The organism is Rahnella variigena (assembly GCF_003610915.1).
GTDB classification, from domain to species: Bacteria; Pseudomonadota; Gammaproteobacteria; order Enterobacterales; family Enterobacteriaceae; genus Rahnella; species Rahnella variigena.
In genome coordinates, this window is record NZ_NSDJ01000001.1 from 3,391,888 (window position 1) to 3,412,004 (window position 20,117).

Consider the following 20,117-nt stretch of genomic DNA (forward strand, 5'->3'; position numbering starts at 1 on the left):
ATTATCCTTGCAGCACCGACATCATCCCTTTGATCTGGCCGCCGAGGACGGTCAAATCGGTCTGATAGCGCACGCTGTTATCCGCGAAATTAGTACGTTCACGGTCCATATCGACCGTGTTACCGTCGGCTGACGGCTGGTCAGGGATCCGATACATCAGATCCATATCTGCAGGCTGGACGTTCGACGCCGGAATATGGCGATCGGATGTCAATGCTAAAGACATACCGCTGCCATTCGCGCGCCCCTGCTCCATCACCTTCTGCAACTGACTGGCGAAATCGATATCGCGCGCCTGATACCCCGGGGTGTCGGCGTTGGCAATATTGGCTGAAAGTATTTCTTGCCGCTGGGCACGCAGGTTGAGCGCTTCCTGTTGGAACTGTAGTGCGGCGTTCAATTTGTCGAGCATGCGCCCTCCGCAAAGTGAGATTTTGGAGTCGACAGCATAAATGCGAGTGTCAACTGCCTATCGTCTGAATAAGCGCAAAATCGTCCGCTATTTGTTCCTTTAGGAATTGAAAAGTGCGCGTAGACTTGTCGCCAGTAGTAAGTTGGCACAAAGGTGAATTGCGTATGAACAGGCAGAGAATCCGTCGTTTCGGTATCACACTGGGCTGCATCGTTCTGGGTGCGACATCCGGTGCGGCGAGTTATGCACAGTCTGTGCCCGTGAAAAACGAGCAGGTCAAAAGCGTGCCAGCTTCGGCGAACGGCGATACACTGCTGTCCTCGCAAATCCAGCAGTTCTTCCGCCAGCAATATGCGCAAAGCGGAATGCAGGTGACGGTGCTGGTCACCACACCCGCGGCGCGTCAGCCCCAGTGTTTATCACCACAATTTATGCTTTCGCCCAACAGCCGTACCTGGGGCAATGTGTCAGTAGCGGTGAACTGTAACGGGCAAAAGAGTTATGTGCAGACCAAGGTACAGGTCAGCGGCACATACTGGGTCGCGGCGAAAAATGTGCCGTCGGGCGCGCATCTGGCAGAAACGGATTTGCAGCAAAAAACAGGCCGTTTAGATTTATTGCCACCAAAGGCGATTCTCGACAGCAAGCAGGCGATTAACGGTATTACATTGCGCAATATCAGCATTGGTCAGCCGTTAACGCTTTCGATGTTACGACGTCCGTGGATGGTGCATGCAGGACAGGAAGTGCAGGTTCAGGCAACAGGCAGTGGATTTAATGTGTCGAGTGCCGGAAAGGCGATGAATAATGCAGCAGCGAATGACTCGGTGCGGATCAGAATGCCGTCAGGCGTGATTGTGAACGGGATGGTCGGCCCGGACGGCTCTGTGACAGTGGAGATTTAGCCCTGTATTGCAACCATTTTTGGACAAAAAATTGCAATAAAGGCTAAAGTTATTTCGCCACATGTCGATAACAAACGTATCAGAGTCGTCTCACGACGGCATTTTTAGGGTTTTTGTGTTAATTAACAGCCCTGAATACCCTAACCGGAGAAAAGATTATGGCTATCGATCGCACGCAAGGTGTTTCACCTTTAACTTCGATCCAGCAGCGCGACCCTTCTGAAGCTTCTGTTCAGACTGCGCGCAAAGAAGGCACCGTTTCTGGCACCACCACCAGCGGTACGGCGGTGACCCTGAGTTCAGCGCAAGCGTCTCTGACTCAGTCCAGTGCTCAGGACATCAACACGGCACGTGTCGACGAACTGAAACAAGCTATCCGTGATGGCAAACTGACCATGGATACCGGCAAAATTGCCGATGCTTTGTTGCAGGACACGCAGGATTATCTCAAAGGTCTTTAAACTGAGGCTTCAGGATTAAAGACGAATAGTTGGAAGGTATTAAGGCCCGATGAAGAACTTTATCAAGACCATGACTACCTTGGTTGAAACGTTGCAAGCTCTGGATCAAGTGATTAATCACGAACAAACGATACTTTGCTCGGGCCGCGTTAATGGTGCTGCCCTGCAACATATCACCGAGCAGAAAAGCTCACTGTTAGCTACGGTAGACTATCTTGATAAGCAGCGTCGTCAGCATGACGAGCGCCTGAAACAAAATGCACCCTACTTAGATCCACAAGGGCAGCATCAGCCGGAAATTACGGCAATGTGGGAAGAAGTCGTGCAGCTGACCACTAAACTGAGTCAGATCAATCGCCATAACGGCATGTTACTGGGCAAACAGATTGCCTATAACACCGAGGCGCTGGCTATTCTCAATGCCAGCCAGACGCAGAAATTCTACGGACCGAACGGGCAGGAAACCGTGTCGGGGCAAACCGTACGCAAGATCTCTGTGTAGAGCCAGACGGGGGGAAACACTTTCCCCTCAGCACGTCTCCCGTTCGCCAATTCATTTCCACGAAATTTATACCAAACCCGCCAGCTGCTCTAATGTCGCCGGGTCTTTTTCGACCAGCTTTATCAGCAAAATGGCCTGACGGTTAGGTTTCGCTCTGCCCTGTTCCCAGTTCTGATAGGTTGTCAGCGCGGTTTGCAGGTAATAGGCAAATACCGCCTGCGAAATATTCAGGTTCTCCCGAATCTCTTTTAATTCCACCGCGCTCAGTCTCACTTCACGATCGACAGTTCTTTCCACCGTTTTAAGCGTACGCTTACCCTGACCGGCTTCACCCCATGCATTCAGGCCATCCGCAATCTCAGCAAACAGATCCCGTTTCATTGTCATTCTTGTTTCGCCTTATGCTGTTTCAACAGCAGTCCTAACATCTTTTTTTGCGCGAATGTCAGGTCATTCACTTCGCTTTTTCCATACACAGTAATGAGAAGAAAATGCGATTTTGCGACCCACCAGTAATAAATAATCCTCGTACCACCCCGCTGGCCTTTATTCCTCTGACGATCAAGAAACCGAAGTTTGCGTAATCCCCCGGTATGCATAATCACATCCCCGCAAGTGGGGAAAAGCAATAACGCATTTTGCAGGATCCGATATTCATCGTCGGACATATACGCCGAACGGTTTGCTTCAAAAGCGGGTAATTCAACAAATATAGCTTTCATCCATGCCCCTGAGCTTCCCTATACTGTGCCATAACTGTCCCCATGTAAAGGACAGTTGAAGGCGTTGAGTGACAACAGGCGCAACAATAGCGGAATGCTTAATGGCTGCTAACTACCAATAGCCAGAGACGGGATACTGCTTCCAGAAGGATTTTTGAAGTTTCAGTCGTTGCAGTCGCCTTGCGCTTCTTCACAGAAAAAAACGTCAGGCAGCAAAATTGCTGGGGGGATATAAGATTGCGCGGAGGGCCCGCGCAGTTTGAAGGGGGAAAGGCTTTAACTCAGGCCGGGCACATCAAAGCCGGGCGTGACCGACAGCAGCATCCGCACCTGTTTTACCAGTTCGCTCATGCAGTCATCACGCATGCCGTAATTGTTGAGCTCTTTTTCCAGTGCAAACAAATACTGTGCGTTGGTGCCAAGCGGACCACTGGCCTGCGCAATCAGGGGCGCGATAACCTGATAATCGGTATCCGCTTCGTACTGCGGGTGTGAGGAGTCCATGATAAACACCAGCGCTGTCACCGTGCGGCCATCATCGAGTTCTAACTCGCACCAGGTCGGACGATAGCAGCCGGTCAGCATTTCACGCTTCCACAGCAATTCGAGTTCTTCGTGCAGTTTGTCTTCCGGCAGACGGAATGCCAGCCCGGTGGTCTGCCCGCCATCACGCAGTGCCAGCATGCGGCCCGGTTGCGCATGGGTTCCGCGCCCTGAAGTCAGACGTAAGCAGAAGGCACGGTGATAGCCGCGCAAAATCGCAGGCCGCGCCTCTTCGGAATCGAAAACCGGATTCCACATCAGCGAACCGTAGCCAAAAATCCAGACGGGGCTGTTATCGGGGCGACGCGCCAGTGTGCAGCTCAGTGAGGCGGCACGTTGTTCAGGGGTCAGGAGCATTGATTCGTCAATGCTGCCGAATGCTGTTTTACAATCTGCGTTACGCAGGAAATCTCGAGTTAACATTCATTCCCCCTTTGGTACGACTTACTTTTGAACATGCCATGCTGTTGACGCTGTGTTCTCCGCTATCGTGGTTGTGGACTGATCAGGTTATCGGAAAGTTTTCGCCTTAACTTGAGGCGCTGACAGGGTTGATTCGGAATTTTATTATCACCCTGTCTGATGAAACCTTATTCGTTTCTTTCGTTGCAATCAAGATTGAGAGCGATCACAAAACGAAAATAAAATGATTATTTTGTGAACATTGTAAGAAGGTTGACATTTAAGAGGGAAATGACAGCAAAACAGGCAGGATACAGGCGGGAATGTGAGAGATAACGGGTCAGGCATTCCCCGACCCGCCGCCGGACATCAGGATTTTTTAGGATGCCATTTGTCGTCATCGCCTTTTTTATAGCTGTGTTTTACTGCGGCCCACGCGACTTTGTGCGCGGTCTCTTCCCGGGAATCATCACCCTGACGATCTTTTGGCTTTGCATACTCATCCCACGCGCTGTTAAAGGCTTCTTTATAGATATCCTGCGCATGTGCCGGAAGAACATGACGAACAGAGTCAGGCAACGCTGAGCGGTTCTGATAAGGCATAACTTGCTCCTTTTTCATGGCGTTCATGATCGTTACATTTAATGTGTGCGGTTCAGGCACTCAGGGGTAAGTCTAGCTGCTAACCTCAGGTGACTCAGCCAGATTATTCCAAATCTCAGCCTGCGGGCTAAAAAACGCCATATTTCTCCGATTTTTCATGTGGGTATAGGGATGATTTACAAAAATTGACGCATTACCCGCATAAACCCATTATTAAAAATCAAGCCATTGTTTTTATTGTATTTAAATAATTAACAATGAAAATTAACTTGAGATTAAACTGACATTTATTTGATTCATGCAACAAAAAATAGCTGTCATAACAGTTTTTATAGATGAGTCATGATAATAAACTGTTAACAGATTAATTTATCTACTATACTTAACGAGTTACAATTTTATGCTGCTATGCATTTTGCTTACAACCGACAGACAGGCGGTTGTAAATTCGTGAGTGTTTATAAGGAGAATAATCATCATGGTGTCTTCACAGGAACATCCAAAAGTAAAAACCCGCCATCAGGAATACTCCCTGATTTTCCCTATTGCTGCCCTTATCGTTCTCGTCTTCTGGGGCAACAGCAGTAACTTTGCCTCAGTCGTCGGCATCAATTTAATCGCGCTGATCGGTATTCTCGCCAGCGCCTTCAGCGTAGTACGTCACGCCGATGTCCTGGCACACCGTCTGGGCGAACCTTACGGCTCACTCATCCTCAGCCTTTCAGTGGTCATCCTCGAAGTCAGTCTGATTTCGGCCCTGATGGCGACAGGCGATGCCGCTCCGGCGCTGATGCGTGACACCTTATTCTCGATCATCATGATTGTTACTGCCGGTCTGGTCGGCGTTGCCCTGCTGCTCGGTGGCCGTAAATTTGCCACCCAGTATGTCAATCTCGGTGGTATCAAACAGTATCTGATGGCGATTTTCCCGCTGGCGGTGATCGTTCTCGTTCTGCCTGCCGCCCTGCCCGCTGGCAACTTCTCCACGCCACAGGCGTTGTTCGTTGCGGTAATTTCAGCGGCGATGTACGGCGTTTTTCTGCTTATTCAGACCAAAACTCACCAGAGTCTGTTTATTTACGAGCATGAAGATGAAGGCGAAGAAGATGGACACGGAAAACCGTCTTCAAAGAGTAATCTGACGCACACACTGTGGCTGATTGTCCATCTGGTGCTGGTCATTGCTGTTACCAAATTCAATGCTAACCCGCTGGAAAGTCTGCTGACCGAACTGAACGCCCCTGCGCAGTTCACCGGCTTCCTGGTCGCGTTGCTTATTCTTTCTCCTGAAGGTCTGGGTGCCCTGAAAGCGGTACTGAAGAATCAGGTACAGCGTGCCATGAATTTATTCTTCGGTTCCGTGCTGGCAACGATCTCACTGACCGTTCCTGCGGTCACCGTGATTGCCACCCTGACCGGTCAGGAACTGATTTTCAGCCTGGCGCCAGCCAACATTGTGGTGATGCTGGCGGTTATGATCCTGTGCCAGATATCGTTCTCGACCGGGCGAACCAATGTGCTTAATGGTACTGCGCATCTGGCGTTGTTCTGTGCGTATATGATGCTGATAATGCTGTAACAACAAGACCTTGGGTTGCCACCCAAACTGGCTTTAAGGTCAACACCTTGGGTTGCCACCCAAACTGGCCCTAAGAGGCGCCTGTCGCCGCGCCTCTTAGGAATCTCCGGCTCTTTCACTGCGCGCTCCGCTCGCTGGCTATGTTTCAGGTATCGCAGCGACAGGCTGGAAATCTTGCCGCTGCGCGGTTCCTTCATTTCGGGATTGCAGCCTTGGGTCTGCAACCTCTCATTCAGCAAGATTTCTGAATCGCCCGCACGATCTTAAATTCAAAACCCAAGGATTTATCTTTTAGATAAGTTGACTGGCGTGCTCAAAATTCAGCTGAACGGAGCGGCTTCGAGACCAGAGGCTCGAAGACCGAGAGAAGGCAGTGCGAAGCACCTGGATTTGCGCCACTCACGAATGCACCAGAACATGTCCGTCATACCCGCGACAGCGCGCAGTGAAAAAAGCGCGGAGTCCAGAGGCCCGCGCGTTACCGGGTCTCTGGTCGGTGTGGGCCGACGCCCACGACCTTGAATTTGAAGTTGAAGTTGAAGTTGAATTTAAGGTTATTCAACCTCGCCCTCAGATCTCCCCTTTTTTCTTCTTGTTCCTGATCACCAGCCAGCTAATCAACGCCATCACGCAGCCGATAAAGATAAACCAGATGCCCAGCATCAGTTGGGGTGCCATTTCTCCCGGCGGGGTTTCAGGGCTGCCGACCACTAAACCGTGGATAGTGGCAACAATGCCGATCACCAGCAAAATCAGGCTGTTGCGAAGTAAACGGCGGGCTACGGTCATGGGTTGTCTTGGGGTGGCCATCAGATGCGTCCTTGAGCAATAAAAAAAAGATAAGGGCGCATCATAGCGCCCTTCGTTTTTATGTCAAAACCGTCATTTCACAATCCGTGAAGGTCAATCAGCGACGATTACGTACCAGCTGATAACGACGGGTCAGATATTCCACCGGCGCGCTCCAGATATGCACCAGACGGCAGAACGGGAACAGCAGGAATAAGGTCATCCCCAGCACCAGATGCACGCGGAAGATAAATGCTACGCCGTCCAGATGCGCGGCCGCACCGCCACGGAATGTCACGACCGACTGCGCCCAGCCGACCAGTTTCATCATTTCGCTGCCGTCCATATGCTGTGCAGAGAACGGAATGGTGCTCAGACCCAGCGCACATTGCACCACCAGCAGAATGATGATCATGATGTCACCAAAGCTGGACGTCGCACGCACACGCTCGTTGCTCAGACGACGCCACACCAGCATACCGCCGCCGATCAGGGTCATCACACCACACGCGCCACCCGCCCACATCGCCATTTGCTGTTTCACCGGCACCGGCAGGAAGGATTCATACATCCAGTGCGGCGTCAGCATCCCGAAGGCATGACCGGCGATAATGCCGAGAATACCGACGTGGAACAACGGCGAAGCGATGCGCAGCGTTTTCTTCTCCAGCAACTGGCTGGAGCCCGCACGCCAGCTGTACTGACCGTAGTCATAACGCAGCCAGCTGCCGACCAGAAATACCGTGCCGCACAGATACGGATAGATATTGAAAAAGAAGTTGTTGAGGAAGTCGGTCATTTGCGTGGTTCCCCCGCAGGCATTTCATCAAGGTTCAGATACTGTGGTGCGACCGCACCGGCAAAGCGTTTCTGGTGCGCGGCTTCTTCACCCGACGCACAACTTTGCTCACCGAGGAACTTGATTTGCTCCTCTTCCCATACCGCGTCCAGCGCAGCAGGCGTGTCATCACGGGCTTCCTGTTTAATTCCTTCGCGCACCGTTGCGGTGGCGATATCACTGCCGGACATCGCCAGCAGTAAATCAAACAGTTCGGCGTAATGGCTGTCACGCTCCTGCAAACGGGCACTCAGCAAGGCCAGGATTGGCGCGATATCGCGCAGGCCGTAGCGGGCCTGTTGTTCGTCACGCGTGGTGAGATATTCCAGGTACAGCGGCAGATAATCGGGCAGCTCACGGCTGTCAATTTCCAGCCCGGCTTCGCGATATTGCGCCATCAGATCAACCATTGCCTGACCGCGGTCACGGGATTCACCATGCACGTGCTCAAACAACAGTAACGATGTGGCGCGGCCGCGATCGAACAAACCGGTATACGCCGACTGCGCATCCAGCAGATCCCTTTTACAGAAATCTGTGATGTACAGCGCCAGATCCAGACGCTGTTCTGCGTTCAGTTCAGCTGACTGGGTGACCGCCTCGAGAAGCTCCATCTTGTGTTCCCACAAGTCTTCGGACGGATAATCCAGCAGCAGGCCGATGATGCGTAAACTGTTCATTAGCCCTTCCTTTCAGTTTTCGCGCCGATGTCGATGGCATCAATGCGTTTGCTGTTGAACAGGTTGAATTTGCTGTCGCTGCCGTGACAACCGTCACCGAAGCTGAAACCACAACCCTTGGCTTCCGGGAAGGCTTCCCGCGCCTGTTCACGATGGCTGGATGGCACCACGAAACGGTCTTCGTAGTTGGCAATCGCCAGATAGCGGTACATCTCTTCCGCCTGCGCCGCAGACAATCCGACCTGCTCCAGCGCGCTGGTATCCGTGATGCCGTCAACCGTTTCAGCACGTTTGAAGTGACGCATCGCCAGCATACGTTTCAGCGCACGCAGCACCGGTGCGGTGTCGCCCGCCGTCAGCAGGTTCGCCAGATATTGCACAGGAATACGCAGACTTTCGACGTCCGGCAGCACGCCGCTGTGCGGTAAAGCACCGGCGTCGGCAGCGGACTGGATCGGAGACAGCGGCGGCACGTACCAGACCATCGGCAATGTGCGGTATTCCGGATGCAGCGGCAGTGCCAGCTTCCATTCAATCGCCATTTTATAGACCGGCGACTGGCGCGCAGCGTCCATCACAGAAATCGGAATGCCGTCTTTTTCAGCCTGAGCGATCACTTCAGGATCGTTCGGATCGAGGAAGATGCTCATCTGGCTTTCGTAGAGATCTTTATCGTTCTCAACTGACGCGGCTTCGGCAATACGGTCGGCGTCATACAACACCACGCCGAGATAGCGGATACGGCCGACGCAGGTTTCGGAACAGACCGTTGGCTGGCCCGCTTCGATGCGCGGATAACAGAAAATACATTTTTCTGACTTGCCGCTTTTCCAGTTGAAGTAGATTTTTTTGTACGGACAGCCGGTCAGGCACATGCGCCAGCCGCGGCATTTGTCCTGGTCGATCAGCACGATGCCGTCTTCGCCGCGCTTATAAATCGCACCGCTCGGACAGGTCGCCACACACGCCGGGTTCAGGCAGTGTTCGCACAGACGCGGCAGGTACGCCATAAAGGTATTTTCGAACTCGCCGTACATTTCTTTCTGCATATTGGCGAAGTTCTGATCGGCAGAACGTTTGCTGAACTCGGTGCCCAGATCGTCTTCCCAGTTCGGGCCGCCGGTAATTTTCTTCATGCGTTTGCCGGTCAGCAGTGAACGCGGACGGGCTACCGGCTGATGTTTACTGTCTTTTGCGGTGTGCAGATGCTGATAATCAAAATCAAACGGCTCGTAATAATCATCGATTTCCGGCATATGCGGGTTGGCGAAGATTTTATGCAGCAGGTTGGCTTTGTTGCCCATACGCGGCTGCAGTTTGCCGTTGATTTTGCGGATCCAGCCGCCCTTCCATTTTTCCTGGTTTTCCCAGTCGTGCGGATAACCCAGACCCGGTTTGGTTTCCACGTTATTGAACCACGCGTATTCCATCCCTTCACGGCTGGTCCAGACGTTTTTACAGGTCACGGAACAGGTGTGGCAGCCAATGCATTTGTCGAGATTCAGCACCATGCCGACTTGTGAACGAATTTTCATTTGGCTTTCTCCTGTTGCACGGCGTCCTGCACGTAGTCATTGCCTTCATCGTCTAACCAGTCGATGCGGTTCATTTTGCGCACAATCACGAATTCATCGCGGTTAGAACCGACCGTGCCGTAGTAGTTGAAACCGTATGCCAGCTGCGCATAGCCGCCGATCATGTGAGTCGGTTTCGGGCAAACGCGGGTAACGGAGTTGTGAATACCGCCGCGCTGCTGGCTGATTTCAGAGCCCGGAATATTCACGATGCGTTCCTGCGCGTGATACATCATGGTCATCCCCGCCGGTACGCGCTGGCTGACCACCGCACGGGCGCTCAGTGAACCATTGGCGTTGAACGCTTCGATCCAGTCGTTATCTTCGATACCCAGTTTTGTCGCATCGTCTTCACTCAGCCAGACAATCGGGCCGCCGCGACCTAAGGTCAGCATCAGCAGGTTGTCGCTGTAGGTGGAGTGAATGCCCCATTTCTGGTGCGGCGTCAGGAAGTTCAGCGCCATTTCCGGATTACCATTCGGCTTCGCATTCAGCAACGGCTGCGCCGCGCGGGTGTCGATTGGCGGACGGTACACCAGCAGGCTTTCACCGAACGCACGCATCCACGCGTGATCCTGATAAATCTGCTGACGGCCGGACAGCGTGCGCCATGGGATCAGCTCATGCACGTTGGTGTAACAGGCGTTGTAAGAAACGTGTTCATCTTCCAGACCCGACCACGTCGGACTCGAGATGATTTTGCGCGGCTGCGCCTGAATATCGCGGAAGCGGATTTTCTCGTCTTCTTTATTCAGCGCCAGATGCGTATGGTCGCGGCCGGTATTTTCGCTCAGCGCCGCCCAGGCTTTCACTGCCACCTGACCGTTGGTTTCCGGTGCCAGCGTCAGGATGACTTCTGCCGCATCTATCGCGGAGTTAATCATCGGCTGGCCTTTGGCGGTGCCATCCGCTTTGGTGTAATTCAGTTTTTTCAGTAAATCGACTTCGCTGTCAGTATTCCAGCTGATGCCTTTACCGCCGTTACCGAGTTTTTCCAGCAACGGACCGACCGACGTGAAGCGCTCATAAGTATTTGGATAATCGCGTTCAACGGCCATCAGATGCGGTGCGGTACGCCCCGGGATCAGGTCACATTCCCCTTTTTTCCAGTCTTCCACACCGAACGGCTGCGCCAGTTCAGCGGCGGAATCGTGCTGGATAGGCAACGTCACCACATCGGTTTCCACACCCAGATGGCCGACACAGACGCGGGAGAATTCTTTGGCGATGCCTTTGTAGATTTCCCAGTCGCTTTTCGAATCCCAGGCAGGATCCACAGCCGCTGACAGCGGATGAATAAACGGATGCATATCCGACGTATTCATGTCGTCTTTTTCATACCAGGTCGCGGTTGGCAGAACGATGTCTGAATACAGGCAAGTGCTGGACATACGGAAATCAAGCGTCACCACCAGATCCAGTTTGCCTTCGCCGCCCTGCGCCTGCCATTCGACTTCTTCCGGCATCACACCGCCCTGAATGCCTAAATCATCACCCTGAATACCGTGTTCAGTACCCAGCAGATATTTCAGCATGTACTCGTGGCCTTTACCGGAAGAACCCAGCAGGTTGGAGCGCCAGACGAACAGGTTGCGCGGGAAGTTCTGCGGATTGTCCGGCTGTTCAGAAGCAAAGCGTACGCTGCCTTCTTTCAGCGCTGCCACGGTGAAATCAGCCGGCGATAAACCGGCGGCTTTCGCCTGTTCCGCGATGCGCAGCGGGTTAACGCTCAGCTGTGGCGCAGACGGCAACCAGCCCATACGCTCGGCGCGCACGTTATAGTCGATCATGCTGCCGGTAAATTTGGATTTATCTGCCAGCGGGGACAACAGTTCCTGCGGCGCGACGGTTTCGTAACGCCACTGGCTGGAATGGTTATAGAAGAACGACGTGCTGTTCATCTGGCGTGGCGGACGCTGCCAGTCGAGGCCAAACGCCAGTGGCTGCCAGCCGGTTTGCGGACGCAGTTTTTCCTGTCCGACGTAGTGTGCCCAGCCGCCACCGCTCTGACCAACACAACCGCAGAAGATCAGCATGTTGATCAAACCGCGGTAGTTCATGTCGAGGTGATACCAGTGGTTCATCCCGGCACCGACGATGATCATCGAACGACCGTGGGTTTTGTTGGCGTTATCGGCAAATTCATGGGCGATGCGCTCGATGTTCTGCTGAGAAACACCGGTAATTTTCTCGGCCCAGGCTGGCGTGTAGGCTTTGATTTCGTCATAGCTTTGCGCGCAGTTTTCATCGTTCAGGCCGCGTTCAATGCCATAGTTCGCCAGCGTCAGGTCGTAAACGCTTGCCACCAGACCGGTGCTGCCGTCTGCCAGTTGCAGGCGTTTGACCGGCAGTTTGTGCATCAGGATTTCATCAAGCGCGACGCTGTTGAAATGCTCGCTGACCGCGCCGCCGAAGTACGGATAACCCACGCTGACCACTTCGTCGTGATCGTCGAGCAGGCTCAGCTTCAGGCTGACGTCTTTATGTTCTTTCCCTTCGCGGGATTCCAGATTCCACTGGCCTTTTTCACCCCAGCGGTAACCGATAGAACCTAACGGTGAAACCAGCTCGCCGGTGTTTTCGTCAAAGGCGATGGTTTTCCACTGCGGGTTATTTTCCTGACCGAGATTGTCCACCAGATCGGACGCACGCAGCATACGGCCTGCGGCATAGGAACCGTCTTCACGTGGTTCCAGCATCACCAGCATCGGCATGTCGGTATAGCGACGCACGTAATCAGTGAAGTACTGACTTGGATTATCAATATGGAAGGATTTAAGGATCACATGACCCATTGCCAGCGCCAGCGCGCTGTCGGTGCCTTGTTTCGGTGCCAGCCACTGGTCGCAAATCTTAGCGATTTCAGCGTAATCCGGCGTAATGGCCACCGTTTTGGTGCCTTTGTAACGCACTTCGGTAAAGAAGTGAGCATCCGGCGTACGGGTCTGCGGAACGTTAGAACCCCAGGCGATAATATATGAAGAGTTGTACCAGTCAGCCGATTCCGGCACGTCGGTCTGCTCGCCCCAGGTTTGCGGAGAAGCCGGTGGCAAATCGCAGTACCAGTCGTAGAAGCTCAGACACACGCCGCCGATCAGCGACAGATAACGAGCGCCGGATGCGTAAGACACCATCGACATCGCCGGAATTGGCGAGAAACCGATAATGCGGTCCGGGCCAAAAGTTTTGGCGGTATACACGTTGGAGGCTGCAATCAGCTCATTCACTTCCTGCCAGCTTGAACGCACAAACCCACCGCGTCCGCGTGCGGCTTTATATTCTTTGGCTTTTTCCGGCTGATTAATGATCGAGCCCCAGGCATCCACCGGATCGCTGTGTTTCAGTTTGGCTTCACGCCATAACTGGATCAGCTTTTTGCGCATCAGTGGATATTTCAGGCGGTTTGCGCTGTAGAGATACCAGGAATAGCTGGCACCACGCGGGCAGCCACGCGGTTCGTGGTTCGGCAGATCCGGACGGGTGCGCGGATAGTCAGTCTGCTGGGTTTCCCAGGTGACCAGACCGTTTTTAACGTAAATCTTCCAGCTGCATGAACCGGTGCAGTTCACACCGTGTGTGGAACGCACCACTTTGTCGTGCTGCCAGCGGCTGCGGTAGCCGTCTTCCCAGTCACGATTGGTATCCAGCGTCTGGCCGTGGCCGTCAGCGAAAGGTTCAGCTAGCTGTTTGAAATAGCGAAACCGGTCAAGAAACTTGCTCATCCGGAACTCTCCTGTGCAAAGGCTTATTTGCGCTTTGTCATTATGTGAATGGCGGGGAATACAACTTCATTGCTCGTGCCCGAAGTAATTGGAATTGCAGCAAGGCAGCAAACGAAGGGATCCCGATGAGCTGACACAAGTCAGTGATTCGGGTGACTGAGTGCTGCTAACGCTGCTGCTATTTCAAGTACAAAGGGGAAATTGGCCTCAGGGTATGCACGCGCGGGAACGCCCTACTTGATTGCGATCAAGGCCGCTTCGTCGTGTATTTTTTTACATAACGATAAATACCCCCAAAGAGGTATTAGCAATGGAGTCGCCATCTTATTGATTTACAATATTTAATTTTAAAACGGGTAAGGCGTTTAACGCAGGGAGAAAGGATATGGAAAATGAGGGGTATTTCAGAAAGCAGCCGGTTTCCATTGAGCAAACCGGCTATTAATCAGAGGAAATCTTTGGCTTTATTCAGCAATGAGGCTTTGGTGATCACGCCCAGTAACCGCCGCGATTCGGCATCTTCCAGCACCGGAAGACGTTCGAGCGGCGAGTTGCTGAACATCGCCCACGCCTGCTCGTAGCTGGCCTGCTGGAAAATTGTGGTGAACTCCTGCTCGATAAAAGAGTCCATCGGGCTGTCGGATTTCACGCTGCCATCAATAAGACCAGCCGCCACCACGTTAGTCGGCACCACGCCGAGAAAACGCTCTTCCCGATCCACCACGTACACATAACGCGTGCGCTGTTTCAGCCCTTCGCTGACCACTTCAGACAGCGAGGCATCAACGTACATTTTCGAACACGGTGAAATCAGCGAGGCCACCGTGCTGTATTCAAAGGCATTTTTCGCCGCAAACCGCGCATTATGCCGTGTCAGCACCGGATAGGTTCCGCCGACTTTAAGACGTGAGGCAACCACATAAGAGATCGCCGTCGCCAGCATCAGCGGGAACAGCAGCGAACTGTTGAGGGTCATTTCGAACGCCATCATGATCGACATCAGCGGCGCGTGACTGGTCGCCGCCAGCAGCGCACTCATGCCAATGGCGGCGTAAAGCCCGACCGGACCGGGATCAAATCCCAGCCATTGCAGGAAAGTACAGACCAGCGCCCCGCCCGCCGCACCAATCAGTAACGATGGCGTAAACAATCCGCCCACCGCACCGGAACCGATGGTGATCGCCGTCGCGAGAATTTTCAGGATCAGCAGCACCAGCAACGACGTCTGTAAATCGCCATCGTTGAGAATTAAATCGATGACTTCAAAACCGTTACCAAGCACCAGCGGCGAAATCATTGCCACCAGCCCGACGCCCAGTCCGCCCAGCCCGAGACGCAGCGCGGGATGAGAAATGGGTTTCATCCACTGACGGACTTTATCAATAGACGAAATGAATAATGGCCCGAGGATCCCCGTCGCGACACCGATAATCAGCACGGTGAAAATCGCGCCCAAAGACGGGCTGAAAGAGACCGAGGAATAAAGATAAAGCGGCGCGTAATCCGTCAGCGACCTCACGGTAAGCACTGCGACCGAGGCCGAAATGAACAGCGGGATCAGCCGCTGCACGGCGGTCACGCCGAAGGCGATTTCTGCCACAAACAGCGCACCGGCAAACGGGGCGTGATACACCGCCGCCAGTCCGCCCGCTGCGGCCATCGCGATAATATCCGACTGATGGACGCCTTTAAAACGCGAAAAACGCCCGAGCAGACTGCCGCTCAGCGCCGAAAGCTGCACCATCGCCCCTTCCCGCCCGATAGAACCGCCGCTGGCAATACTGGCCAGTGACGACAATCCGCGCAGCACGGTGCTGACCACCGGAATGCCCGGCAAACGCTGATCAATCACATCCAGATAATCGGGCATCTTGCCGTGTTTGTTTTCATAACGCAGCGCCAGGATCAGGATGAAACCGGCAATCACGCCACCGGCGGTGGTGATCAGCGGCCAGATGAGTTTCGGGTATTCATTGAAAGCTTTGGTGATGTCACTGCCGTCCGTGAACATCAGGCCGTTGACACCCGAAATGGCCCCGCGAAACGCAATCGTCACCAGCGCAGCGACAATCCCGGCAGGAATGGCAATCAGCAGATTTATCAGATCGCTCTTTTGCAGGTATTCAGGATTAAGGGCTTTCAGCGTCATAAGATCTCATCGTGAGAACAAGGGGAACGAATAACTCTTTTGGGTTTGCCGTACTCCTCCCCTTCGCAGGGGAAGGAGCAGACCAGGCTTTTTAGTGAGCCAAAAACTTCTCGAGGAACTGTTTTGTGCGGGCGTGTTGCGGATTAGAGAACAGCTCTTTCGCGGGTCCCTGCTCCACGATCCGGCCCTGATCCATAAAGATCGCCCGGTCCGCGACATCGCGGGCGAAGCTCATTTCATGGGTCACGATCACCATGGTGCGGTGCTCGAGCGCCAGCGCGCGGATAGTGTTAAGCACTTCGCCGACCAGCTCCGGATCCAGCGCTGAGGTCGGTTCATCGAACAAAATCACTTCCGGGTTCATCGCCAGTGCGCGGGCAATAGCCACACGCTGCTGCTGACCGCCGGAAAGGCGTCGCGGATAGGCGTTTTCTTTGCCATTTAATCCGACCTTTTCCAGTAACTGACGCGCGGTAGCAATGGCCTTTTCTTTCGGCTCGCCCTTCACAATCACCGGCCCTTCAATAATGTTTTCCAGCACAGAGCGGTGCGGGAACAGATTGAAGTTCTGGAAGACAAAACCGACCTGTTTGCGCAGTTCACGCACTTTATCTTTTTGCTTGCTGATCGGCTTACTGGCATCAATTTCAATATTGCCGACTTTGATGGTGCCGCCATCCGGCTCTTCCAGCAGATTAATACTGCGCAGTAACGTGGTTTTACCGGAACCGCTCGGCCCGATAATCGCCACCACTTCTCCGGCATTCACCTGCAAATCAATACCGTGTAACACCGTCTGCTTGTTGAACTTTTTAGTCAGTTGCTTTACGTCGATAGTACTCATGAAGGCTCCTGATCCTGACGGTTAACCCGGTCTTCCAGACGGTTTTGCAGGAAGGATAAAACGGTCGCCAGCACCCAGTAGATAACGGAGGCGGCCAGATACATGGTGAACACTTCCAGCGTGCGCGAAGTAACCAGCTGCGCCTGACGGAACAGTTCCGGTACCTGAATGGTGGCGGCAAGCGAAGTATCTTTCACCAGACCGATAAAGCTGTTGCCGAGCGGCGGAAGTGCCGTGCGCGCGGCCTGCGGTAAAATCACGCGGCGCAGCGTCTGCCACGGACTCATACCAATACTTGCCGCCGCTTCCCACTGCCCTTTTTCAATCGACGAAATCGCCGCACGCAGGGTTTCAGAGGTGTAAGCCGCGGTGTTTAAAGACAGGCCAATCATCGCCGCCGGAATAGGATCCAGCTCGATGCCGAACTGCGGCAGGCCGTAATAAATCATGAACAGCTGAGCAATCAGCGGCGTGCCACGGAATACGGACACGTAAAAACGCGATATCCACGACAGCGGCCAGAAATGCGAAAGGCGCATCAGCGCCAGGATGAAGCCCAGAATCAACCCGAAGACCATTCCGCCCAGACTGAGCTGAAGGGTAAACAGGGTACCTTTCAATAAAAATGGTGCTGAATCCAGCACCAGTTGAATACTTTCTTGCATCAGGTAAGAACCTTATGGATCAGTTCGTAATGAGCCGGAACGCCAGTCTGACGCTCCGGTTTTACGAATATTACTTCGTCACGTCAGCACCAAACCACTTTTCAGAGATCTTCGCGAGTGAGCCGTCTTTCTGCATTTCAGCAATCGCCGTGTTGATTGCCGCCAGCAGTTCAGGGTTGTCCTTACGGATTGCTACGCCGGATTCCTGACGGGAGAACGGTGCGCCTGCAACAGCCAGGGTATCACCGGTTTTCTTCACCAGATCCAGTGCCGCCAGACGGTCAACCAGAATCGCATTGATACGGCCTACGCGCAGATCCTGATATTTGGTCGGGTCATCATCATAAGTACGGACATCAACACCTGGCACGTTTGCACGCAGCCATTGTTCGTAGTTAGTACCCAGACCCACGCCGACTTTTTTGCCTTTCAGATCTTCAGGTTTGGTAATCGAGCTTTCTGCGCCCTTCTTCACCAGCGCCTGAATACCGGACACGGTGTATGGCGTAGAGAAATCGTATTTTTTCTGGCGCTCAGGAGAAATGGTCACCTGGTTGATAACCACATCAATACGCTTGGATTCCAGTGAAGCCAGCATACCGTCCCATTTGGTCGGTTGCAGTTTAGCTTTCACGCCCATGTGCTGTGCCAGCGCATCAGCGAAATCCACTTCAAAACCGGTCAGTTTGCCGTCTTCACCCTGGAAACTGAACGGAGGATACGTACCTTCAAGACCGACAATCAATGTGCCGCGATCTTTGACTTTCTTCAGTAAACCTTCATCCGCAAAGCTGTTGCTGATAAGCCCGGTGGATAATGTCACGGCCACTGCCCCGAGGACTAAACGACGACGTAACGCTGAAAAACCCATATTCACCTCAATTATTGTTCATTATAAAAAGTTATATGCCTTACTGATTTGCGCACAGTAGCACCGGTCGCATCAGTTATCAGGAATATAATTCTATAATCTTAGCTCAAAAAAGCATAAGCGCATTTTAGGCGATCAAACTTGCGGATGATACGCAAACAGTGCCGGTGCGCCACCCGTGTGAATGAACAGGATCGGGCCTTCATCCGGGAACAAACCACGCTCGATGCCGTCGAGCAATCCGGCCATCGCTTTGCCGGTATACACCGGATCCAGCAGCATGGCTTCCTGCTCTGCAAGCAGTTTTACTGCTGCCATTCCGGCTTCGTTCGGCTCACCGTAGCGCGGAGCAAAATACTCATCCCACAAAATAACCGGCGGCGCATTGTCATCAAACTGAAGCGATGTTGCCAGTTCACGGGCAATGGCTTCCACTTTCGGACGCTGATCCTGCGCACTGCGTGACACTGTCACGCCAATCAGTTGCGTGTCAGGCATTAAATGATGCAGTGCGACCGCCAGCCCGGCGTGAGTTCCCGCACTGCCGGAAGCCACCACGACGGCGCTGAAATCAACAAAATTGGCCGAAGACTGCTCGGCGATTTCCAGTGCGCACTGCACATAGCCCAGCGCACCGAGCGCATTCGAGCCGCCGACCGGCACAACGTACGGACGGAACCCCTGCGCTTCCAGACGTTCAGCCTGTTCTGCCAGCTGCGCCATCGGATCATGCAGCGCGTCGCACATCACCACTTCCACATTAAATAAATCCAGCAGCAGACGGTTACCGTTAGTCAGATAATTGGCTTCTGTGGTGCCGATGGGGTTTTCCAGCAGCGCCACGCATTTCAGACCCAGCTTGGCGGCAACGGCCGCTGTCTGACGCACATGGTTAGACTGAATGGCCCCGGCGGTCACCAGCGTATCTGCGCCTTCTGCCAGCGCAGCGGCGGCCAGATATTCCAGCTTACGCAGCTTGTTGCCGCCCAGCGCCAGCGGCGTGATGTCGTCGCGCTTAATGTAAATATCGCGTCCGGTGAATTCCGAGAGACGATGAAGTTTCTCCAGCGGCGTCGGGCTGCTTAAGAGTTCGAGACGGTCAAAGGCTTCCAGCCGGGTTTTAAGCAAAGAAATTTTAGCAGGCACAATGTTCCCCTGACGCACAGACGTGTCGCCGTGCGAAGTCGTTATAGTCGAAGTTGGGTAGAGTCTGGAGAATGGTAATAAAGTCAGTATATGAAGAATTTATACTTTGCGCAGAGCGGGATGCAAGACAAAAAAACAGGCCCCCGCAGGAGCCTGTTTGTGTGTTGCGTTATGCAGATTTCTGCCAGGCCAGATACTGGTCGTATTTGCGCAGGGCAATACGGTAGTTATCGTGTCCCGCCACCGGCAAATCACTGATGATCCGCTGGTGGATGCTATCCCCGGAAAGTTTATCCAGAGGATAGTTATTGGCAGAGAGGATTTCATCCAGACGGCGGAGGCGGACAACGTACTCGCGCACCGTGCTGTGATTCATCTCAGTCTGTTCGAACAGATATTGCTTAAACGCCATAATGTCGAAATAAGACGAATGGCTGTTACAGCTTATCTCACTGCAAAAACGACACAGTGCGGTCAGTTCCTGCGACAGGTTGTGCCACACGTCATCATCAATAGGCTGATCCATCTTGGCGATGGCCTCTTTATTGATGATTTGCCCGCGAAACACCAAGGCCATCCTGTCGAGTTCTTTTGCACACTGTGAGCAGTGAGTCTGACTGTGTTTAAAATCTTTAAGATAACGGCTTAAAGGCCTTGTTTTGATTCCCGCTGGCATAAATTTATTCCTGATAAGGGATATAAAATGTATA

The 20,117-nt window shown here is 53.2% G+C and carries 20 protein-coding genes; 4 read left to right on the top strand and 16 right to left on the bottom strand.

The genetic code is table 11. The features are described from left to right. Position 1: 1 nt before the first annotated feature. Positions 2-412 (bottom strand): flagellar basal body rod protein FlgB, encoded by a 411-nt coding sequence (gene flgB / locus CKQ54_RS15675; RefSeq protein ID WP_120163012.1) that lies wholly within the window; start codon positions 410-412, stop codon positions 2-4. 164 nt (positions 413-576) lie between these two features. On the opposite strand from flgB, the gene flgA reads away from it, so the two are divergent. The 3 genes from flgA to CKQ54_RS15690 all read left to right on the top strand — a co-directional run bounded on the left by flgA (position 577) and on the right by CKQ54_RS15690 (position 2,280). Beyond that, positions 577-1,317 carry a flagellar basal body P-ring formation chaperone FlgA gene (flgA, locus tag CKQ54_RS15680; RefSeq protein ID WP_120163013.1) on the top strand — a complete coding sequence of 247 codons (741 nt, stop codon included), beginning with the start codon at positions 577-579 and terminating at the stop codon, positions 1,315-1,317. 158 nt (positions 1,318-1,475) lie between these two features. After that, complete coding sequence (flgM, locus tag CKQ54_RS15685; RefSeq protein ID WP_112289796.1) at positions 1,476-1,778, top strand: flagellar biosynthesis anti-sigma factor FlgM; 303 nt, start codon at positions 1,476-1,478, stop codon at positions 1,776-1,778. 49 nt (positions 1,779-1,827) lie between these two features. Next, the gene (locus CKQ54_RS15690) at positions 1,828-2,280 is read left to right on the top strand and encodes a flagella synthesis protein FlgN (RefSeq protein WP_120163014.1); all 453 of its coding nucleotides are present in this window, start codon (positions 1,828-1,830) and stop codon (positions 2,278-2,280) included. A 66-nt stretch (positions 2,281-2,346) separates the two neighbouring features. Here CKQ54_RS15690 and CKQ54_RS15695 read toward each other — a convergent pair whose 3' ends face one another. The 4 genes from CKQ54_RS15695 to chaB form a co-directional block, all read right to left on the bottom strand. Continuing rightward, complete coding sequence (locus tag CKQ54_RS15695) at positions 2,347-2,661, bottom strand: helix-turn-helix domain-containing protein (protein WP_425272813.1); 315 nt, start codon at positions 2,659-2,661, stop codon at positions 2,347-2,349. Between the two features lie 2 nt (positions 2,662-2,663). After that, positions 2,664-3,002 (bottom strand): toxin, encoded by a 339-nt coding sequence (locus CKQ54_RS15700; RefSeq protein WP_120163016.1) that lies wholly within the window; start codon positions 3,000-3,002, stop codon positions 2,664-2,666. A gap of 276 nt (positions 3,003-3,278) precedes the next feature. Next, positions 3,279-3,968, bottom strand: a complete 690-nt coding sequence (locus CKQ54_RS15705; RefSeq protein ID WP_112289793.1) for a gamma-glutamylcyclotransferase — start codon at positions 3,966-3,968, stop codon at positions 3,279-3,281. 348 nt (positions 3,969-4,316) lie between these two features. Further along, entirely contained in the window at positions 4,317-4,550 is a 234-nt protein-coding gene (gene chaB / locus CKQ54_RS15710; protein ID WP_112289791.1) for a putative cation transport regulator ChaB, read from the bottom strand. 478 nt (positions 4,551-5,028) lie between these two features. Between chaB and chaA the strand changes: the two genes are divergently transcribed. Continuing rightward, on the top strand, positions 5,029-6,129 hold the full coding sequence (gene chaA / locus CKQ54_RS15715; RefSeq protein ID WP_120163017.1) for a sodium-potassium/proton antiporter ChaA: 1,101 nt from the start codon (positions 5,029-5,031) through the stop codon (positions 6,127-6,129). A 570-nt stretch (positions 6,130-6,699) separates the two neighbouring features. Here the strand turns inward: chaA and CKQ54_RS15720 are convergent. The 11 genes from CKQ54_RS15720 to fliZ form a co-directional block, all read right to left on the bottom strand. Next, the gene (locus CKQ54_RS15720) at positions 6,700-6,939 is read right to left on the bottom strand and encodes a hypothetical protein (RefSeq protein ID WP_112291735.1); all 240 of its coding nucleotides are present in this window, start codon (positions 6,937-6,939) and stop codon (positions 6,700-6,702) included. Between the two features lie 97 nt (positions 6,940-7,036). Further along, positions 7,037-7,717: a respiratory nitrate reductase subunit gamma gene (narI, locus tag CKQ54_RS15725; protein WP_095922190.1), complete on the bottom strand. Its 681-nt coding sequence runs from the start codon at positions 7,715-7,717 to the stop codon at positions 7,037-7,039. Then, on the bottom strand, positions 7,714-8,436 hold the full coding sequence (gene narJ, locus CKQ54_RS15730; protein WP_120163018.1) for a nitrate reductase molybdenum cofactor assembly chaperone: 723 nt from the start codon (positions 8,434-8,436) through the stop codon (positions 7,714-7,716). The genes narI and narJ overlap by 4 nt, the downstream gene beginning before the upstream one ends. Further along, a complete protein-coding gene (narH, locus tag CKQ54_RS15735; protein WP_120163019.1) occupies positions 8,436-9,971 on the bottom strand; it encodes a nitrate reductase subunit beta in 1,536 nt (511 codons plus the stop codon). The genes narJ and narH overlap by 1 nt, the downstream gene beginning before the upstream one ends. Continuing rightward, positions 9,968-13,732, bottom strand: coding sequence for a nitrate reductase subunit alpha (locus tag CKQ54_RS15740; protein ID WP_120163020.1), 3,765 nt, complete (start codon positions 13,730-13,732; stop codon positions 9,968-9,970). Before CKQ54_RS15740 ends, narH begins: the two co-directional genes overlap by 4 nt. 445 nt (positions 13,733-14,177) lie before the next feature. Then, the gene (locus CKQ54_RS15745; protein ID WP_120163021.1) at positions 14,178-15,881 is read right to left on the bottom strand and encodes a chloride channel protein; all 1,704 of its coding nucleotides are present in this window, start codon (positions 15,879-15,881) and stop codon (positions 14,178-14,180) included. A gap of 91 nt (positions 15,882-15,972) precedes the next feature. Further along, entirely contained in the window at positions 15,973-16,725 is a 753-nt protein-coding gene (tcyN, locus tag CKQ54_RS15750; protein ID WP_120163022.1) for an L-cystine ABC transporter ATP-binding protein TcyN, read from the bottom strand. Then, complete coding sequence (gene tcyL / locus CKQ54_RS15755) at positions 16,722-17,390, bottom strand: cystine ABC transporter permease (RefSeq protein ID WP_112291747.1); 669 nt, start codon at positions 17,388-17,390, stop codon at positions 16,722-16,724. The genes tcyN and tcyL overlap by 4 nt, the downstream gene beginning before the upstream one ends. Before the next feature lie 70 nt (positions 17,391-17,460). Then, positions 17,461-18,261, bottom strand: a complete 801-nt coding sequence (gene tcyJ, locus CKQ54_RS15760) for a cystine ABC transporter substrate-binding protein (protein ID WP_120163023.1) — start codon at positions 18,259-18,261, stop codon at positions 17,461-17,463. 135 nt (positions 18,262-18,396) lie between these two features. Beyond that, complete coding sequence (locus CKQ54_RS15765; protein ID WP_120163024.1) at positions 18,397-19,407, bottom strand: D-cysteine desulfhydrase; 1,011 nt, start codon at positions 19,405-19,407, stop codon at positions 18,397-18,399. Between the two features lie 169 nt (positions 19,408-19,576). After that, a complete protein-coding gene (gene fliZ / locus CKQ54_RS15770) occupies positions 19,577-20,083 on the bottom strand; it encodes a flagella biosynthesis regulatory protein FliZ (RefSeq protein ID WP_095922218.1) in 507 nt (168 codons plus the stop codon). Between the last annotated feature and the right edge of the window lie 34 nt (positions 20,084-20,117).

Coding starts and splice junctions, on each gene's coding strand:
- flgB (WP_120163012.1), bottom strand. CDS start 412: ATGCTCGACAAATTGAACGCCGCACTACAGTTCCAACAGGAAGCGCTC.
- flgA (WP_120163013.1), top strand. CDS start 577: ATGAACAGGCAGAGAATCCGTCGTTTCGGTATCACACTGGGCTGCATC.
- flgM (WP_112289796.1), top strand. CDS start 1,476: ATGGCTATCGATCGCACGCAAGGTGTTTCACCTTTAACTTCGATCCAG.
- CKQ54_RS15690 (WP_120163014.1), top strand. CDS start 1,828: ATGAAGAACTTTATCAAGACCATGACTACCTTGGTTGAAACGTTGCAA.
- CKQ54_RS15695 (WP_425272813.1), bottom strand. CDS start 2,661: ATGAAACGGGATCTGTTTGCTGAGATTGCGGATGGCCTGAATGCATGG.
- CKQ54_RS15700 (WP_120163016.1), bottom strand. CDS start 3,002: ATGAAAGCTATATTTGTTGAATTACCCGCTTTTGAAGCAAACCGTTCG.
- CKQ54_RS15705 (WP_112289793.1), bottom strand. CDS start 3,968: ATGTTAACTCGAGATTTCCTGCGTAACGCAGATTGTAAAACAGCATTC.
- chaB (WP_112289791.1), bottom strand. CDS start 4,550: ATGCCTTATCAGAACCGCTCAGCGTTGCCTGACTCTGTTCGTCATGTT.
- chaA (WP_120163017.1), top strand. CDS start 5,029: ATGGTGTCTTCACAGGAACATCCAAAAGTAAAAACCCGCCATCAGGAA.
- CKQ54_RS15720 (WP_112291735.1), bottom strand. CDS start 6,939: ATGGCCACCCCAAGACAACCCATGACCGTAGCCCGCCGTTTACTTCGC.
- narI (WP_095922190.1), bottom strand. CDS start 7,717: ATGACCGACTTCCTCAACAACTTCTTTTTCAATATCTATCCGTATCTG.
- narJ (WP_120163018.1), bottom strand. CDS start 8,436: ATGAACAGTTTACGCATCATCGGCCTGCTGCTGGATTATCCGTCCGAA.
- narH (WP_120163019.1), bottom strand. CDS start 9,971: ATGAAAATTCGTTCACAAGTCGGCATGGTGCTGAATCTCGACAAATGC.
- CKQ54_RS15740 (WP_120163020.1), bottom strand. CDS start 13,732: ATGAGCAAGTTTCTTGACCGGTTTCGCTATTTCAAACAGCTAGCTGAA.
- CKQ54_RS15745 (WP_120163021.1), bottom strand. CDS start 15,881: ATGACGCTGAAAGCCCTTAATCCTGAATACCTGCAAAAGAGCGATCTG.
- tcyN (WP_120163022.1), bottom strand. CDS start 16,725: ATGAGTACTATCGACGTAAAGCAACTGACTAAAAAGTTCAACAAGCAG.
- tcyL (WP_112291747.1), bottom strand. CDS start 17,390: ATGCAAGAAAGTATTCAACTGGTGCTGGATTCAGCACCATTTTTATTG.
- tcyJ (WP_120163023.1), bottom strand. CDS start 18,261: ATGGGTTTTTCAGCGTTACGTCGTCGTTTAGTCCTCGGGGCAGTGGCC.
- fliZ (WP_095922218.1), bottom strand. CDS start 20,083: ATGCCAGCGGGAATCAAAACAAGGCCTTTAAGCCGTTATCTTAAAGAT.